12 protein-coding genes are annotated in these 17,393 nt (G+C 73.6%); 5 read left to right on the top strand and 7 right to left on the bottom strand.

All coding sequences use genetic code 11. The features are described 5' to 3' along the window. The first annotated feature begins 344 nt into the window (after positions 1-344). Positions 345-3,248, top strand: coding sequence for a BTAD domain-containing putative transcriptional regulator (locus ACFYNO_RS28845; protein ID WP_388018790.1), 2,904 nt, complete (start codon positions 345-347; stop codon positions 3,246-3,248). 49 nt (positions 3,249-3,297) lie between these two features. On the opposite strand, the gene ACFYNO_RS28840 is transcribed toward ACFYNO_RS28845, so the two are convergent. Further along, the gene (locus ACFYNO_RS28840; protein ID WP_388018787.1) at positions 3,298-4,923 is read right to left on the bottom strand and encodes an alkaline phosphatase family protein; all 1,626 of its coding nucleotides are present in this window, start codon (positions 4,921-4,923) and stop codon (positions 3,298-3,300) included. A 219-nt stretch (positions 4,924-5,142) separates the two neighbouring features. Between ACFYNO_RS28840 and ACFYNO_RS28835 the strand changes: the two genes are divergently transcribed. After that, the gene (locus ACFYNO_RS28835) at positions 5,143-6,432 is read left to right on the top strand and encodes a M20 family metallopeptidase (protein WP_388018784.1); all 1,290 of its coding nucleotides are present in this window, start codon (positions 5,143-5,145) and stop codon (positions 6,430-6,432) included. A 136-nt stretch (positions 6,433-6,568) separates the two neighbouring features. Here ACFYNO_RS28835 and ACFYNO_RS28830 read toward each other — a convergent pair whose 3' ends face one another. The 6 genes from ACFYNO_RS28830 to ACFYNO_RS28805 all read right to left on the bottom strand — a co-directional run bounded on the left by ACFYNO_RS28830 (position 6,569) and on the right by ACFYNO_RS28805 (position 13,842). Beyond that, on the bottom strand, positions 6,569-7,414 hold the full coding sequence (locus tag ACFYNO_RS28830; RefSeq protein WP_388018781.1) for an NmrA family NAD(P)-binding protein: 846 nt from the start codon (positions 7,412-7,414) through the stop codon (positions 6,569-6,571). A gap of 155 nt (positions 7,415-7,569) precedes the next feature. Continuing rightward, the gene (locus tag ACFYNO_RS28825) at positions 7,570-8,400 is read right to left on the bottom strand and encodes a metal ABC transporter permease (protein WP_388018778.1); all 831 of its coding nucleotides are present in this window, start codon (positions 8,398-8,400) and stop codon (positions 7,570-7,572) included. After that, positions 8,397-9,293 (bottom strand): metal ABC transporter permease, encoded by an 897-nt coding sequence (locus tag ACFYNO_RS28820; RefSeq protein ID WP_388018775.1) that lies wholly within the window; start codon positions 9,291-9,293, stop codon positions 8,397-8,399. The genes ACFYNO_RS28825 and ACFYNO_RS28820 overlap by 4 nt, the downstream gene beginning before the upstream one ends. Further along, on the bottom strand, positions 9,286-10,113 hold the full coding sequence (locus ACFYNO_RS28815; RefSeq protein ID WP_388018772.1) for a metal ABC transporter ATP-binding protein: 828 nt from the start codon (positions 10,111-10,113) through the stop codon (positions 9,286-9,288). Before ACFYNO_RS28815 ends, ACFYNO_RS28820 begins: the two co-directional genes overlap by 8 nt. Before the next feature lie 8 nt (positions 10,114-10,121). Then, positions 10,122-11,087, bottom strand: coding sequence for a metal ABC transporter solute-binding protein, Zn/Mn family (locus ACFYNO_RS28810; protein ID WP_388018769.1), 966 nt, complete (start codon positions 11,085-11,087; stop codon positions 10,122-10,124). Positions 11,088-11,313: 226 nt separating this feature from the next. Beyond that, complete coding sequence (locus ACFYNO_RS28805; RefSeq protein WP_388018766.1) at positions 11,314-13,842, bottom strand: collagenase; 2,529 nt, start codon at positions 13,840-13,842, stop codon at positions 11,314-11,316. Positions 13,843-14,619: 777 nt separating this feature from the next. Here ACFYNO_RS28805 and ACFYNO_RS28800 point away from each other — a divergent pair. The 3 genes from ACFYNO_RS28800 to ACFYNO_RS28790 all read left to right on the top strand — a co-directional run bounded on the left by ACFYNO_RS28800 (position 14,620) and on the right by ACFYNO_RS28790 (position 17,370). Then, the gene (locus ACFYNO_RS28800; protein ID WP_388018763.1) at positions 14,620-15,237 is read left to right on the top strand and encodes a LuxR C-terminal-related transcriptional regulator; all 618 of its coding nucleotides are present in this window, start codon (positions 14,620-14,622) and stop codon (positions 15,235-15,237) included. Then, positions 15,234-15,899, top strand: coding sequence for a LuxR C-terminal-related transcriptional regulator (locus ACFYNO_RS28795; RefSeq protein ID WP_388018760.1), 666 nt, complete (start codon positions 15,234-15,236; stop codon positions 15,897-15,899). The genes ACFYNO_RS28800 and ACFYNO_RS28795 overlap by 4 nt, the downstream gene beginning before the upstream one ends. 169 nt (positions 15,900-16,068) lie before the next feature. Continuing rightward, a complete protein-coding gene (locus ACFYNO_RS28790; RefSeq protein ID WP_388018757.1) occupies positions 16,069-17,370 on the top strand; it encodes an aspartate aminotransferase family protein in 1,302 nt (433 codons plus the stop codon). Positions 17,371-17,393: the final 23 nt, after the last annotated feature.

Raw genomic sequence — 17,393 nt, 5'->3', positions numbered from 1 at the left:
CCCTCGGAGAGGTCACCCCTGGTCCGGGCGGGTGCCGCCGGGTGCCCGATGGGGAAGCGAACCGGCTCGGGGGGTGAACGGTTTTGAGCCAACCGCGGGGGCCGTCGGGCGGTGCTCAGTCGTCGAGCACGAACTCGGCGAAGGCCTCGGCCGGCGCCGCGGGCGGGGTGGGTATCGCACGGGCGATGGCGGGCCCCGGGTGCTCCGGGGGACCCCACCCCCGTCAGCCACCCGCCCGCTCGCATTTCCGCAGCCCGGGCGGTCGCGCTGGAGTACGGGATCCCGCCCCGCCTGGGTAGGATCGCCCGCACCATCCGGACCTCCGAACCCTGGAGCAGACAACCATGAGCGACCGTCCCGGCCCTGTGCGGTTCAATCTGCTGGGGCCGGTGAACGTGGTGCTCGCCGACGGCGGTGTGGTGCTGCCCTCGGGTGGTCCGCGGGCCGTGCTGGTGATGCTGCTGGCGCATGCCAACCGGGTGGTGTCGGCGGAGCAGCTGGCGGCGGCGGTCTGGGGCGAGCAGCGGCCGTCGACCGCGGCGGCGGGGTTGCGCAACCATGTGCTGCGGCTGCGGAAGATGCTCGGGGACGAGGCGGGGGTGCGGCTGCGGACGGTGGCGCCGGGGTACCTGCTGGAGGTGGAGCCCGGGGAGCTGGACGTGGAGGCGTTCCTGGAGGGCTGCCGGCTCGGCGCGGAGCAGTTGCGCGCGGGTGAGGTGGTGACGGCGCGGCAGACCCTGGGCGGGGCGCTGGCGCTGTGGCGCGGTGAGCCCTTCGGCGAGCTGCCGGCCTGGGCGGACGGGGCCGCGCGGGTGCAGCAGCTGGACGAGACCCGGGTGAAGGCCCAGCAGGACCTGGTCGACGCGGGCCTGCGGCTGGGGCGGCACCGGGAGCTGGTGGCCGAGCTGCGCGGGCTGACCCGGGCGCATCCGCTGCGGGAGGCGCTGCACGGACAGCTGATGCTGGCGCTGTACGGTGCGGACCGCCAGGCCGAGGCGCTGGCGGTCTACCAGGAGCTGCGCAAGCGGCTGATCGCCGAGCTCGGGGTCGAGCCCTCGGCGCAGATCGCGGAGTTGCAGCGGCGGATACTGGCCGCGGACCCCTCGCTGGCGGGGGGCCGGACGCCGAAGGCGGAGCAGCCGCCGGCCCGCAACAGCCTGCCGCGGGACGTGGCCGACTTCACCGGCCGCGGGCCGGAGACGGACCGGCTGCTGGCGGCCGCCTCCGCGCCGGCGACCAGTGCCGTGGTGATCTCGGCGATCGACGGGATGGCCGGGGTCGGCAAGACCGCGCTGGCGGTGCACGTGGCCCATGCGCTGGCCGACCGCTACCCGGACGGGCAGGTCTTCCTCGACCTGCACGGCTTCACGCCCGGCCGGGCCCCGCTGGACCCGGGCACGGCGCTGGCCCGGCTGCTGCGCTCGGTCGGGGTGGGCGAGGAGGCGCTGCCCGCCGATCCGGAGGAGCGCGCCGTGCTCTGGCGCGGCACGGCGGCGGAGCGCCGGCTGTTGATCGTGCTGGACAACGCCGTGGACGCGGCCCAGGTGCGGCCGCTGCTCCCCGGCTCCCCCGGCTGCCTGGTGCTGGTCACCTCGCGGCGCCGGATGCCGGCCCTGGCGGGGGCGGGGGCGCTCTCGCTGGACGTGCTGGAGCCGGGCCCGGCGGCGGCGCTGTTCGCCCGGATCTGCGGGGCGGACCGGGTGGCGGAGGAGCCCGCGGCGGTCGCCGAGATCGTCCGGCTCTGCGGGTACCTCCCGCTGGCCATCCGGATCACGGCCGCGCGGCTGGCGCACCGGGCCGCGTGGACGCCGTCGCACCTGTTGGTCCGGCTACGGGACCGCATCGGTCTGCCCACCGAACTGAGGAGCCAGGACCAGAGCGTCGCCGCCGCCTTCGCCGTCTCCTACGAGGCGCTCGCCCCCGAGCTGCGGCGGCTCTTCCGGCTGGCCGGGCTGCACCCGGGCGACACCTTCTCCGCCTACGCCCTCGCCGCCCTGGCCGAGCTGTCGCTGGCCGAGGCCGAGGACCTGGTGGAGGAGCTGCACGAGCACCACCTGCTGATCGAGCGCTCGGCCGGCCGCTACACCTTCCACGACCTGCTGCGCCGGCACGCCCGCGGCCTGGCCGACGCCGAGGAGTCCGAGGCGGAGCGGCGGGCGGCGCTGGACCGGCTCTTCGCCTACTACAGCCACACCGCCTCGACGGCGGCGGACCTGCTCTACCCGCACGAGTCGCACCGCCGCCCGCACCCGCCGCGGCCCGCCACGCCGGTCGACCCGCTGCGCGGCGAGGAGGACGCCCGGGCCTGGCTGGACACCGAGCTGACCAACCTGGTGACCGCCGGCACCCACCCGGTCGCGGCCGCCGGGCGCCACACCGGGGACCTGTCGGCGATCCTCGCCCGCTACCTGGACCAGTACGGCCACTACGGCACCTCGCTGGTCCTGCACACCGCGGCGGCCGAGGCCGCCGCGGCCGAAGGCGACGCGGCGGGGCAGGCCACCGCCCGGACCAACCTGGCCGGGTCCTGCTGGCTGCTGGGCCGCTACCCGGAGGCGATCGACAGCTTCCGCTCGGCGCTGGACGGCTTCCGGGCGATCGGGGACGAGGCCGGGGTGCGCCGGGTGCTGACCAATCTGGGGGTGACGTACGCCCAGCTGGGCCGCCATCAGGAGGCGATCGACCACTTCACCCGGGCGATGGCCTCCTACGAGGCGGCGGGCGACCGCGCCGGCCAGGTGGTGGTGCTGAACAACCTGGGCGCCACCTGCGAGCGCACCAAGGACTTCGAGCAGGCGGCCCGCTACCACCGCCAGGCGCTCGAACTGGCCCTGGAGGTCGGCGACCGGGTCACCGAGGGGCGGGCGCTGGCCAATCTCGGCATGACGCTGCACCAGCTCGGCCGGCCCGAGGAGGCCGCGGAGCTGCTGCGCCGGGCGCTGGCGATGGCCACCGAGGCCGGCGACCGGACCAGGCAGCTGATCGCCCTGGACGGCCTGGGCGACATCGAGCGCGCGACGGACCCGGCCGGGGCGCTCGCCCTGCACCGGCAGGCCCGCGAGCTCGCCACCGCGATCGGCGACCGCTTCGCGCTCGCGGGCTGCCTCCTGCGGATCGGCGACGACCACCGGGCGCTGGGCGACAACGGCCTGGCCCGGGAGCACTGGGAGCAGAGCGCGGCGCTCTTCACCGAGCTGGACGCGGCCTCCCAGCTGGCCGCGGTCCGGGAACGGCTCGACGAACGCTGAGCCGGCGGACCCCGGCAGCGGGGCCCGCCGGCTCAGCCGTTCAAGCGGCTCAGGAGGCGTTGAGCGCGGTGTCGTCCAGCACGAAGCTGGTCTGGCCGTGCCCGGTCTCGGTGCCGGTGAACTGCACGGTCACGCTCTGGCCGGCGTAGGCCGACAGGTCCACGGTCTGCCGGCTGTAGCCGTTGCCGGCGCTCAGGTTGCTCCAGCTGCCGACGGTCGTGCCGTTGGCCTGCAGCTTCAGGGTGTCCTGGGCGGTGCGGGCGGTGTTCGCGGTGTCGACGTGCAGCCAGAAGCTCAGGCTCGCCTTGCAGCCGCTGGGCACGGTGACGGTCTGCGCCACGGTGTCGGTGTGGCTGCTGCCGTAGCCGTCCAGCCAGGCGTCCCAGCTGCCGGCGTGGGCGGGCTCGCTGGTGGTGTCGCTGTTGAAGACGCCGCTGCTGGTGTTCCAGGGGCTGCCGGTGCCGCCGCTCTCGAAGCCGGGGTCGCCGAGCAGCTGGGCGGCCTGGCAGCCGCCGGGCCGGTTGACGGTCCAGCTGAAGGTGGCGCTGCCGGACGGGCCGGTGGAGTCGGTCGCGGTGACCGTCACGGTGGAGCTGCCCGCGCCGGTCGGGGTGCCGGAGACCAGTCCGGTGGCGGCGTTGATCGACAGGCCGGCCGGCAGGCCGGTCGCCGACCAGGAGAGCGTGCCGGCGGCGGTGTCGGTGGCGGCCAGCTGCAGCGAGGCGGCCGTGCCGGTGGTGGCGGTCTGCGCGCCCGGGTTGGTGACGGTGACGCCGGCGGGGGTGCCGGTGCTCCAGGCGTCGGTGATCGGGGTGGCCGAGGCGGCGGCGCCGGCGTGCGGCAGGCCGTACATGTCCTCGATGGTGCGCAGCACGCTGAAGTGGTCGATCCGCTCGCCGTAGGAGCCGGCCTTCACGGGCTGGCCGTCGAAGATGGTGGCGATCTGGTTGGCGCTGGTGGTGCTGTCGTCCTCGTCGAAGGTGGTGATGAGGAGGCTGTTGTGGGTCTTGGCCCACTGGACGTAGGCGTCCAGGTTGCTCTTCAGCCAGCTGTCACCGGTGGCGATCGAGCAGTCGTGCATGTCGTTGCAGAGGTTCGGCACCACCCAGGAGACGGTGGGCAGCTGGGTGTAGTCGGTCGGGAAGGCCGAGAACGGCTGGTTGTCGGCGGCCGGCACGTTGCTGAAGTTCACCCAGGGGTTGTGCTTGCGGGCGTAGTCGCCGCTGGTGCAGACGGTGGAGCCGGCCGACGGCAGGTCCTCCGCGTAGCCCGTGAAGCTGAGGCCCTTGGCGATCAGCTCGGCGCCCTCGTTGTCGGCGGCGAAGGTGTGCGGGCAGGAGTCGTTGGTCACGCCCTGGTTGGAGCCGGAGAAGAGGTCCAGGTAGTTCGGCTCGCTCGGGTGCTCGATCGCGTAGGAGTTGGTGAAGTCGGCGCCCGTGGTCGCCAGCTGGTTGAAGTACGGCGCCTGCGAGTTGCCGATGATCGAGCTCTCGGAGGTGTTCTCGAACATCACCACGACGACGTGGTCGGGGCGCGGCACGCCGCTGGTGGCGGTGGCGGCGGCGGGCGTGGCGGCGGTGGCCGTGGCGGTGGTGAGGCCGGTGGCACCGGTCACCAGGCCGCAGAGCACACCCAGGGTGGCGGCCAGTCGGCCGGCCGAACGTGGCAGTCGCAACGCGGACTCCTCGGGGAGGCGGATGAGGATTGCAGTCCAGCGCAATTGACGGTGTCCACACAAGACTCTCCCAGCAAACATCCAGCGAACTCACGGCATGCGCCCAGCCGTCCACCGGTTGCAGCAGCAGCACACGCCCGCGACGGGCCCGGGCCCCTAGCGTGGCGACGACGGGCCGCTCCGGTCCGGAGTCCCGAAAGCCGCCAGGAGCCCCGCCCCATGACCGACGATCCGATCCACGCCGAGCTCGACGCCCGGGCCGCGGCCGTCGAACAGCAGGTCATCGCCTGGCGTCACCACCTCCACCAGCACCCCGAACTGCCCAACCGGGAGCTGCGGACGGCCGCGTTCGTGGAGCAGCACCTCGGCTCGCTCGGCCTGGACGAGGTGCGCACCGGCATCTCCGGCCACGGCATCGTCGCCGTGCTGCGCGGCGGTCGGCCCGGCACGAAGGTGATCGCGCTGCGCGCGGACATCGACGCGCTGCCGGTCAAGGAGGAGTCCGGCGTACCGTTCGCCTCCACCGTCGTCGACGAGGACTACCCCGGCGGCCCGTTCCCGGTCGCGCACGCCTGCGGCCACGACGGGCACACCGCGATGCTGATGGGCGCGGCCACCGTGCTGGCCGGGGTGCGCGACCGGCTGCCCGGGACGGTGCTCTTCGTCTTCCAGCCCGCCGAGGAGGGCGCGCCGGCCGGTGAGAGCGCGGGCGCCGCGCGGATGATCGCCGAGGGCGCGCTGGACGACCCGGTGCCGACCATGGCCTTCGGCATGCACCTCGGCCCGCTGCCGAACCGGTACGTCGCCTACCGGATCGGCAACCAGTTCGCCGCCTCCTGCATGGTCAGGATCGTGATCACCGGGCAGCAGGTGCACGGCTCCACCCCATGGATGGGCGTCGACCCGATGCCCGCCGCGGGCGCGATCCAGCTCGGGATCGGCCAGCTCTACCGGCAGCTGTCGGCCTTCGACCCGGTCACCGTCTCGATCGGGCACATCGAGGACGTCGGCCGGTTCAACATCATCGGACAGACCGTCACCCTCTGGGGCACCATCCGCTGCACCGTCGAGGAGGGCATGGCCCAGCTGCAGGAGCGGCTGACCACGCTGGCCGAGCAGTCCGCCGCGGCCTACCACTGCACCGCCGCCGTCGAGTACCTCCAGGACGTCCCCGCCGTGCACAACACCCGGGCCTGGATGGAGGCGCTGCTGCCGACCCTGCGGCGCACGGTCGGCGCGGACCGGGTCTTCGAGGGCCCGCCGACCCTGGGCTACGACGACGTCTCCGAGTTCGTCAACAGGTACGGCGGCGCGTACGTGATGCTCGGCGCGCAGGACGGCGAGCTGACCGCCGACGGCGCGGTGCGGCCCGCCCCGGGCGGGCGCGGGCTGGTTCCCAACCACAACCCGCGCTTCTACCTCGACGACGGCGCGCTGCTGCAGGGCGTGCGGCTGCACTGCGCCGTGGCCCACGACCACCTGGCCGGTGCGATCGACCCGGCGGGGTGACCGCCGGGCCGAGGCGGCGTCAGGCCTTCTTCACCACGCCGGACTTGAGCTGCACGGCGGGTCCTGGGCCTTCCGGGGTGGGCGGTCGGGGCCGGGAGCCGCCCGGCGTCGGCGGTACCGGGCGTCCCCTCGGGGGCTAGCCCGGCCACGCCACCCCGTCCGCCCACTGCTGGTACGAGGTCCACGAGAGCCCGGGGAACTCGGCGCGCAGCGCGGGGAGGTCGACGGCGTAGCCGGTGTCCGAGAGGTAGCCGAACATCGCGCCGAGGTCCGGGTTGTGGGCGAGCACCTGCTCCACCGGGACGGGCAGGTGGCGCACCGGGCGGCGCGCCGCCCGGGCGATCGCCTCGGCCATCTGGGCGGGGGTCGGCTCGTCGCCGGCCACCTCGATCCGCCGTCCCGTCCAGTGCCCGGGCGCGGTCAGCACGGTGGCGGCCACCTCGCCCAGGTCCGCGCGGGCCACCTGCTGCAGCGGCTTGTCGGCGGGGACGGCGAGCGGCATGACACCGTCGGCGATGTCCACGGCGGAGCCGAGCACGTTGTCGTAGAAGTAGGTCGGCGCGACCACGGCGGACGGGAGCCCGGAGTCGGCGAGCACGGCCTCGATCCTGGCCTTGCTCTCGAAGTGCGGGATGCCGGTGTGCCGGTCGGCGCTGGCCACCGAGGCGAGCACCAGGAACGGCAGCCCGGCCGCGCGGGCCGCCGCCACGATCGCCTCGCCCTGTGCCACCTCCTGCGCCGGACCCCGCTCGAACGGCGTGGTCACGGCGAAGGCCGCCCGCACCCCGCGGAAGGCGGCCGCCAGCGACTCCCGGTCCAGCAGGTCGCCCGTCACCACCTCCACCCCGCGCGCCGCGAGTGCCCGCGCCCGCGGCGCGCCGGCGTCGCGCACCACGGCGCGCACGGCCTCCCCGCGGCGGAGCAGCGCGTCGACGACGGCACTCCCCTGGCCGCCGGTCGCCCCCAGTACGGCGGTGGTCATTCCGTCCTCCCCTGCTGCGAGTGCCGGGCGTCGATGTCGTCCATGGGACGAGCTACGCACGGCGGGGGCGGTCCTGCCCGAGGTGGGGCGAGGGGTACGTCCGTCCGGGTGCGGATACGCCCGTGGGGAGCAACCGGTAGCGGGGTGTCGGACCGTCAGCACTCCACCGGAGGCCGCGGCCGCCGGATGGCGAAGGTGGCCGCGTACACGGCGGTGGCGGTGGCCATGATGGCGAAGCTCGGCGGCAGTTGCGGCGCCGCCGCGCTGAGCAGCAGCCCGCCCCACAGCTCGCCCACCGCCAGGCCCGCCGAGAGCGCCAGGGCGGGCAGCGGCCGGTCGGTCAGCCGGATCGCCGCGCCGGCCGGGGCGGCGAGCAGGCCGAGCAGCAGCAGCGAGCCGACGGCCTGGGTGGCCTCGCCGGCCGTCGCGCCGGCCAGGGCGAGGAAGCCGTAGCCGAGCAGCCGCACCGGCACGCCGCGTGCGGCGGCCACCGACTCGTCCAGCGTGGCGAAGAGCAGCGGGCGGCCGATCAGCAGCACCAGCAGGCAGATCGCCGTGCCGATGGCCACCGCCACGGCGGTCTGGTCGCCGTGCAGCCCGAAGATCGAGCCGAACAGCACGCTGGTGCCCGCCCCGCCCCGGGCGCCGCTGCGCGAGGTGGTGTAGAGGGTGAGGAAGAAGGCGCCGAGGCCGAGCAGCCAGGCGAAGACACTGCCGATCACCACGTCGTCCGCCCGGCCGCGCCGGCCGAGTCCGCCGATCAGCAGGCCGACGCCGATGGTCGCCGCGAACAGCCCGAGCCGCAGGTCGTAGCCGCCGGCCAGGGCGGCCATCGCGCCGGTGAAGGCGACGTGGCCGAGCGCGTCGCCGGTGAACAGCTGGGCGCGCAGCACCAGGAAGTAGCCCACCAGTCCGCACGCCAGCGCGATGAACGTGCCTGCCAGCAGGGCGTGTTGGAAGAAAGGCTGGGTCAGCACGGTGCTCATGCCGCGGCTCCGATCGCCAGCGGCGCGCGCCGGCGGCCCAGCGCCTCGACGGCCTGCCGGTACAGCTGGGCCAGGACGAGTCCGGCGAAGGCGAAGCCGGTGACGAAGAACCCGAGCGGGTAGGGCAGGTAGTAGGCGGCGATCAGGCCGCCCCAGCAGGCGCCGAGGCCGAGCAGGGCCGCCAGCAGCAGGCTCGGGCCGGGGCGGGCGGTGAGCCGCCCGGCGGTGGCGGCCGGGATCACCAGCAGCGCGAACACCAGCAGCGTGCCGGTGATCTGGCTGGCCTCGGCGGTCGCCGTGCCGAGCAGCACCAGGAAGGCGGTGCCGAGCAGCCGCACCGGCACGCCCCGCGCGGCCGCGACCTGCGGGTCCAGCGAGGCAAGGAGCAGCGGCCGGCCGATCACCGCGAGCACCGCCAGCACCAGCGCGCCGACGGCCGCGAGGACGGCCACCTGCGTGCCGGTGATGCCCAGGAAGTCGCCGAAGAGCAGCGCGGTCGGCCCCTCCAGCAGCCCCTTGTAGAGGCTGATGAAGAGATAGCCGCAGGCCAGCGCGAAGGCCTGCACGGTGCCGGTGAGCGCTGACTCCTGCGCCCCGCCGCCTCCGCGCACTGCCGCGATCACCAGCGCAGCCGCCACGCAGAACCCGAAGTAGCCGAGCGTGCTGGAGAATCCGGCCAGCACGGCCAGCGAGGCGCCGGGGAAGGCGGCCACCGACAGGGTGTGCCCGGCGAAGGACTGGCGTCGCAGCACCATGAACCAGCCGACGGCCGCGCAGACCACGGCGACCACCAGCCCGGCCCGGAAGGCGTTCACCATGGACGGGTAGGACCAGATCTCCTGGAGGTCGGCAACCAGGTTCCAGGAGACAGCGGGTGACCTCGCATCAGACATGGTGTCCGCCCTCCCCCGTGCGGTCCGGCTGGCCGACCACCACCAGCCGCCCGTCGCCGGTGCGCAGCACCTCCACCGGTGTGCGGTAGAGCCGGGTCAGCGTCTCGGAGGTGATCACCTCGGCCGGGGTCCCGGCGACGGCGCCGCCCTCGGCCAGGTAGACCACCCGGTCCAGGTGGTGGAGGATCGGGTTGACGTCATGGGCGACCATCACCACCGCCACCCGCTCCTGCCGGCAGATCCGCCCCAGCAGCGCGGCCACCGCGCTCTGGTGGGGCAGGTCCAGGCTGTCCAACGGCTCGTCCAGCAGCAGCAGTCGCGGCCGCCGGACCAACGCCTGGGCGATCAGCAGCCGTTGCTGCTCGCCGCCCGAGCACTCGCCGATCGGGCGCCGGGCGTAGGCCGTCGCACCGACCAACTCCACCACCTCGTCGACCTGTTCGCGCGCGGCCCGGCGCTTGGCGCGGCCCAGCCCCGGGACGGGGATCCCCCACAGATCCCCGTCCAGCCCGAGCCGTACCACGTCCAGGCCGCGGATCCGCACGCTCGGGTCGAAGCTGCGCCGCTGCGGCAGGTAGCCGATGGCGCGGCTCCGCCCGCCGGGGCGGCCGCCGAGCACGGCGACCTCCCCGGCCGCGGCGGGCAGCAGGCCCAGCAGCACCTTCACCAGGGTGGACTTGCCCACCCCGTTCGGGCCGAGCACGGCGGTGAACTCCCCTTCGCCGACGGTCAGATCGACGCCCGACCAGAGGGTCCGGCCGCCCACCCGCACGGCGGCCCCGCGCAGCGACAGCACCGGTGGTGCGGAAACGGGGGTCAACAGCGCACTCACTGACCCGTCGCCTGCTTCAGCGCGTCCGCCAGCCCCTGCAACTCCTTGACCTGCCAGTCCTGGAAGCTCAGCCCGGCCGGTGCCAGGGTCTCGGTCACCTCGGCGACCGGGATGCCCTGCGCCTTGGCGGCGTCCACCTGGGCGACCACGTCCGGGTTGGAGTTCTGGGTGTTGTAGACGTAGACCTTGATCTGCTTGCCGGCGATCTGCTGGTCGATGGCGGCCTTGTCGGCGGCGGTCGGGTCGCTGCCCTCGCTCTCCGCGTCCAGGAAGCTCTCCGGGGTGAGCAGCTTCAGGCCGAGGCTCTCGGCCAGCGGGGTGACGATCGACTCCGAGGCGCCGATCGGGGTGCCGGCGTACTTCGCCTTGATCCCGGACTCCAGCTGGTCGTACTGCGCCAGCGTTCGGGTCTCGAAGTCGGTCTTCTGGCTGTCGAAGTAGGCGGCGTCGGCCGGGTCGGCCTTCCGGTAGTCGGCGGTGATCCGCTCGATCACCTGCTGGACGCCGTCGTGCGAGTACCACTGGTGCGGGTTGTCGCCCTCCTTCTTGCCCAGCAGGTCGCCGACCTTGAGCGCGGTGCGGGCGGTGGAGGGGTTGGCGGCCAGCAGCTTGTCGGTCCAGGCGTCGTAGCCGATGCCGTTGCTGATCACGTAGTCCGCGCCGGCGATGGTCCGGCCGTCGGCGGCGGTCGGCTCGTAGGAGTGCGGGTCGGTGTCGGGGTTGGTGATGATGCTGGTGACCTGCACGTGCGGGCCGCCGAGCTGGGCGGCTATCGAGCCCCAGAAGTTCTCGGCCGCCGCCACGTGCAGGGTCTTCGGCCCCGTGGCACCGGCGGCGTCCGCCGAGCCGGCCTTCGCCGGGGTGGTGGCGCAGGCGCCGGTCGTGGCCAGGGCCGCGACGGCGGTGGCCGCCAGCAGCGCTCTGGCGGTGCGGCGGGGCGTGCGGGACGGGACGGTACGCATGGCGGGTCGCTCCTTGGGGCATGCCGGCCGGCCACCCCGCGCGGGCGGGGTCCGGCTCCGTTGGACGACCACCAGCCTAGGTGGAAATGATTGTCGTATGCAGCCCCCCGAAGAGCGTAATGGGAATCATTACCAAAACTTGACGCAGGCCGGCGGACCAGCCGGCCGCACGCCGGAGCGGCCCGGAGCCGTCGGGCTCCGGGCCGCTCCGGCGGATGACGGGGACTCAGTACTGCGTGGTGAGGGTGACGCCGCTGAAGTCGGTCTGCGCGTACAGGCTGATGTAGCGGTAGCCGGCCGTGCTGTTGGTGACGGTCAGGCTCTGGCTGGTGGTGCCGTAGGTGGTGGACCCGTTGTAGTACGCGTTCAGGGTGGCCCAGTTGTACGGGTTGTAGAGCAGGTAGGCGGTGCCCTTGCCGCCGGAGCTGTTGATCTTCAGAGTCGTGGTGCCGGCCGGCAGGTAGACGTAGAAGTAGTCCAGGTTGCCGGCGCTGGCGGACAGGTTGGTCCGCGAGCAGTTCTGGCCCATCACCTGCGGGTTGGGGTCGGTGCACGGCGTGGTGCCGCCGCTGACCGTGACGGACTGGGTGGTGCTCGCCGTCTTGCCGTTGCTGTCGGTCACGGTGAGGCTGACGTTGTAGCTGCCGGCGGTGGCGTAGGTGTGCGAGGGGTTCTGGGTGGTGGCGGTGGCGCCGTCGCCGAAGTTCCAGGACCAGCCGGTGACGTGGCCGCTGCCGGCCTCGGTGGACCGGTCGCCGAACTGCACGGCCAGCTGGGTCGGCGCGGCGGTGAAGGCCGCGGTCGGGGTGCCGGTCGAGCTGCCGCCGCCCGCGGTGCAGGCGCCGGCCGCGCAGGCGTCCAGCCAGGTGGTGAAGTCGGCGTCGTAGGCGGTGCCGATGGAGTGGTAGACCGCGTAGCCGCCGGTGTAGTCACCGGTCCGGAAGTGGCCCAGCATGCTGGCGATCACATCCGGGTGCTTCTCGACCATGTACCGGACGGCGAGGTAGCCCCACGGGTAGGTGCGGGTGGTGTCGCTGTTGTCGTAGGTGTTCTGGAAGAGCGTGCTGAGCGCGTAGGTGTGCTTGGGCGCCTCGGTCATGGCGCCGGTGTCGGTGACGTTGCGGTAGCTGTAGGAGACGTACTCCGCGACGCCCTCGATCCACCAGACGTCCGGCACCGAGGTCTGCGCGGTGAAGTCGCCCTTCATGTCCAGGCGGCCGTCCAGCGCGTGGGTGTACTCGTGGTTGAGGTTCCACACGCCGGCCGTGAAGCCGTCGTTGCCGTTCTGGTAGGTGATGGAGATCGGCTGGTTGCCGGGGTCGGTCGGCGTGCCGATCAGCGTCATGCCGCCGTTGTTGGTGTCGATCCCGTAGATGCCGCCCGCGTAGGTCTGGTAGTCCTGCGGCGAGGCGAAGGTGACCATCTGCAGGGTGTTCTCGTACTGGCCGGCGATCGGGCCGTTGTCCTTGACCAGGTTGTGGACGAAGCCGTCCTGGTTCTCCAGGCTGGTGCAGACCGCCGCCAGGTCGGCATCGGTCATGCTCTGCGCCAGGATGCTGTGGGTGGCGTCGCAGGTGTGGTTGATCGGCAGCGCGGCCGCCTTGAGCTGGGCCGCCAGGTCGCAGGTGCCGAAGTACGAACAGTCCGCCTTGTCGTAGAAGGTGACCATGCCCGCCACGCCCACCCAGAGCGGGGCGGTCGGGCCGGTGATCTTCGAGGCGTCCAGCAGGCCCTTGGCCAGCGGCTTGACGGTGTTCACCAGCGCCGGGTGCTCGATGAACCGGGACATCTCCAGGCCCGCGTTGGAGTCCAGGAAGGAGTTGGTCCCGCCGAGCAGCGCGGTGTGGTTCTGCGCGAAGCTGCCGAGCGTGGTGATGATGCTCGGGTCGGCGGTCGCCGCGGCGACGTAGTCGGCGTTCTGGTGGCCGCGGAACAGCGGGGTGAAGACGCTGTTGGCGAAGTTCACCATGTACCAGGACGCGTCCCAGGAGCTGTTGTACGCGTTCAGCACCCGCTTGTAGGCGTTCAGGTAGCGCGCCTGGAGGTTGGCGCTGTCGCTGAGGATCATGAACTCCCCACCGATCTGGCCGTTCCCGTCGTTCACGTCCAGGAAGTGCGGGCTGGCCACGTACGCGTCGATGGCGGCCTGCACGGCGCTGCTCAGCGCGGCGGAGTAGGCGGGCACGTCGGCGGAGTCGTAGTACTGCACGTAGTAGCCGGCCTGGAGGAAGTAGGCCAGCTGGAAGACGCCGGTCGAGTTGGTGCCGTCGTAGGAACTCGCGGCGCTCCGCAGCCCGTTGGCGACCGCGGTCATCTGGCTCTCCTTGAACACCCCGTCGGCGGTGGCGCCGGTGAGGTGGAAGAGCGAGCTGATGCAGTCGGGGGCCGAGCCCTGGATGAAGCTGACCAGGCCGGCGCCGCTCCGCCCGCTGAAGTCGGCCGGAGTGCAGGAGGCGGTGGCCGTGGTGGCGGCCCGGGCGAGCGCGGGCGCAGGGGCCTTGGGGGCGGCCGACTGCGGTGAGCGGGGCGGGAGTTGACCCGGGGCCAGCTTGCCGACCTGGGTCGCGGCGGTGCTGTCGGACCCGAACGCGGCGCCGGTGGGGGCGGGGCCGCTGGGACGGGCCGTCTGGGCGGTCTGACCGGCCTTCACCGTGTGGGTGGCGAAGGCGGGCGAGGCCGTGAGACCGACCACGGCCGTGCTGGCGGCGGCCAGCAGGGCCAGGGCCTTGGGCAGGCGGAATGCCTGACGCATCATCACTCCTTGCGTGGGGGGATGCTGGTGGGGGTGCGCCTCGGTGCGCGTTGTGGAGGCGTGTCAGGCACCGTCTCATGTGACATGTCACGTGTTCAACAGGTGATGCCATAGCACCTGACACGCCTATGTCATTCGATCGGTGGCGGCCCACCCGCCCCCGAGGGCCCGGTCGGGCCTTCCGCAGCCGGCCATCAGCGCGGCCGGATAGGCGTCCAGCCGCCCCGCCGCCCCCCGTCCGAGGGCCGGTCATCTGGGTGCCCCTGAGCGGGCATGGGGGCATCGCCCCCATATTTCTGCGCGGCCCCCACCCCCGCCCCCGAAGCGCCCGCCCGCGAGGCCCACTCCAGCGGTCTGCCTCCGTCTCAGCACGCGCCGGCCGCCCCTGCCCGCCGGCCGGGACGTGCCCGTCGCGCCTGCTGGAAGCACGGCCGAGGCGACCGCGCACGCGCAGGCCGGCCGCCGGAACGGGCTGTGAGGTGTGCGCCGGCCTGGGGCTGGTGGGGCGGTTCGAGCCCGTGTGGTGGGGTGGCTCAGCCGGGGTGGGCTGGTGAGGCGCCCGGTGCGGAGGGGTGCCCCATGCCTGGTGGGGCCGTCCTGTCGGCCGTGGATTCCCGCGGTGTCGTCCGGCCTGCTTCACCCTGCCCGCGGCGGTCGCCCCCCGCCCCGCCCCGCTGCGGAAACCTGGGGGCCGCAACCCGATGCCCCCACCCCTCCCCTCGCACGATGCTCCTCTCAAGTCGGGTGCGAGCCGTACTCCAGGGACAGCAGGAGGAACCGATGGGCGAGCGGGTGAAAGTCAGCATCGTCGCGCAGGACCCGGTGCTGGAGGCCGGGGCGCGGATCAGCCTGCAGTGCCACGGTGACATCGCGGTGGCACTGCCCGGGGAGCCGGCGCAGGTCGCGGTGATGATGGTGGACCGGGTGACCCCCCGGGTGATGGGCGCGGTGCGGGCCGCGCGGGAGGCGGACCAGCGGCAGGAGATCGTGCTGGTCGCCACCGAACTGGCCGCCGGGGACGCCGTGCAGGCGTTCGCGGCGGGTATCCGCGGGCTGCTGCGGCGGTCCGAGGCGACCGCCGAGCGCCTGGCCTCCACGGTGGTGGCGGCCGCGGCGGGCGACTGCACGCTGCCGCCGGACCTGCTGGACGGCCTGCTGGAGCAGGGCCAGCAGGCCGTCCAGCGCCCGGTCGCCGCTCCCTCCGGGTCGTCGCTGTCGGACCGGGAGCGGGCCGTGCTGCGGCTGGTGGCCGACGGGCGGGAGACCGACGAGATCGCGCACGAGCTCTGCTACTCGCCGCGCACCGTGACCACGGTGGTGCACGACGTCACCCGCCGCTTCCAACTGCGCAACCGCGCCCACGCGGTGGCCTTCGCGCTGCGGGCGGGCCTGCTGTGACCGCCACCCTGACGGCCCCCGCGCCGTCCTTCGCCACCGCCACCGCCCGCACCGCCGCCGCCCCCCAGGTGCGGGTCCGCGCCCGTGACGCCGCGGCCCGCGAGCTGGTGGAGGCCAAGCTGATCATCGCCGGCCTACGCCTGGCGGGCTCCGCCGCGCCCTCCTCTCAGGACGTGCTGGTGGCCGTCGGCGAGACCGTGGAGAGCGCGATCGACGCCTGCCGCCCCACCCTCCCCGGCAGCGGCGAGCGCCTGCTGGTGGTGGCCGACGTGCTCTCCCGGCACGGCGCCCTGCAGGCGCTGCGGGCCGGCGCCCGGGCGATGCTGCTGGCCGCGGAGGCGACGCCGGAGCGGCTGGCCGCGGCCGTCCACTCGGCGCACCGCGGCGAGGGCCGGCTCTCCCACCTGGTGCTGGCCCGGCTGGTCGACGGCCCGCCGGAGCCCGCCGCCCCCGAGCGCCGGCCGGGCGCGCCTGCCCTGACGAACCGTCAGCTGGAGGTGCTGCACCTGATGGCGGACGGCCACGGCAACGAGGCGATCGCCCGCACCCTGCGCTGCTCCCGGCACACCGTCAAGAACGTGATCTACGAGCTGATGGGCCAGCTGCAGGTCCGCAACCGCGCCCACGCGGTGGCGCTCGCGGTCCGCACCGGCCTGATCTGACCCGGTCCCGGGGACAAACACGCAGCGGCGCGGCCGTGTTGGCTGCCGTTCGTTCCCTGGTGCCGCGCGGCGCTGCGGCGGCACGCTGCTCCTGACCCCCTACCCTCACCCTCCCGCGGGCGGCTGCCACGAGCGGCCGCCGCGGGTTCGAACCTGCCGAGAGGACCTGATGGACATCGCCGAGGAGATCCCGACCACCGGCCTGCCCCAGCTGCCGGAGCCCGAGTTCAAGACCTTCGAGGAGCTGGAGTCGGAGGTCCGGCTCTACTGCCGCAAGTTCCCGGCCGTCTTCGAGCGGGCCAAGGGCGCCGAGCTGTTCGCCGAGGACGGCCGGACGTTCATCGATTTCTTCTGCGGTGCGGGCACCCTCAACTACGGCCACAACAACGACTTCATCAAGGCCCGGGTGGCCGAGTACCTGGCCGCCGACGGGATTTCGCACGGCCTGGACATGTACACCGTGGCCAAGCGGGAGTTCCTGAGCGCCTTCGCGGACACCGTGCTGCGCCCGCGCGGGCTGGACTACAAGGCGCAGTTCACCGGTCCGACCGGCACCGACGCGGTGGAGGCCGCGCTCAAGCTGGCCCGCAAGCAGACCGGCCGCTCCGGCCTGGTCGCGTTCACCGGCGCGTACCACGGCATGTCGCGCGGCTCGCTCGCGGTGACCGGCAGCCGCCGGGCCCGCCGGGCGGGCGGGGTGAGCGGGCAGGACGTCACCTTCGTGCCGTTCGAGGACGGCCCGCAGGGTCCGTTCGACTCGATCGGCTATCTGGAGCGGCTGCTCGCCGACCCGTCCTCGGGCACCGAGCTGCCCGCGGCGGTGATCCTGGAGCCGATGCAGATGGAGGGCGGCGTCTACCCGGCGAGCCCGCAGTGGCTGCGGGCGCTGCGCGAACTGACCGAGCGGCACGGCATCCTGCTGATCCTGGACGAGATCCAGGCGGGCTGCGGCCGGTCCGGGCAGTTCTTCTGCTTCGAGCACGCCGGGATCGTGCCGGACATCGTGACCCTCTCCAAGTCGCTGAGCGGCTACGGCCTGCCGCTCTCCATGGTGCTCTTCAAGCGCGAGCTGGACGCCTGGGAGCCGGGCGAGCACACCGGGACCTTCCGCGGCAACCAGCTGGCCTTCGTCGCCGCCACCGCCTCCTGCGAGCTGTGGCGGCAGGAGGCCTTCCACGCGCAGCTGGCCGCCGCGATCGGCCGCCTGGACCGGTTCCGCGGCGAACTGGACGCCCTGGCGCAGGGCCTGGTGCTGCGCGGCAGCGGCATGGCGCTGGGCATCGACCTCGGCGCGGCCGGCGGACCGGAGCGCGCCGAGCGGCTGCAGCGGCACCTGTTCGAGCGCGGGCTGATCGTCGAACTATGCGGCCGGCACGACGAGGTGGTCAAGCTGCTGCCGCCGCTGACCGTCGACCCCGGGGTGCTGGACCGCGGCCTCGAACTGCTCCGCCAGGGCCTGCTCGCGGTCTGAGTCCGCATCACATCTGTCGCCCC

The organism is Kitasatospora sp. NPDC006697, assembly GCF_042869935.1.
Lineage (GTDB): Bacteria > Actinomycetota > Actinomycetes > Streptomycetales > Streptomycetaceae > Kitasatospora.
This window is presented reverse-complemented; position numbering and strand designations above follow the sequence as displayed.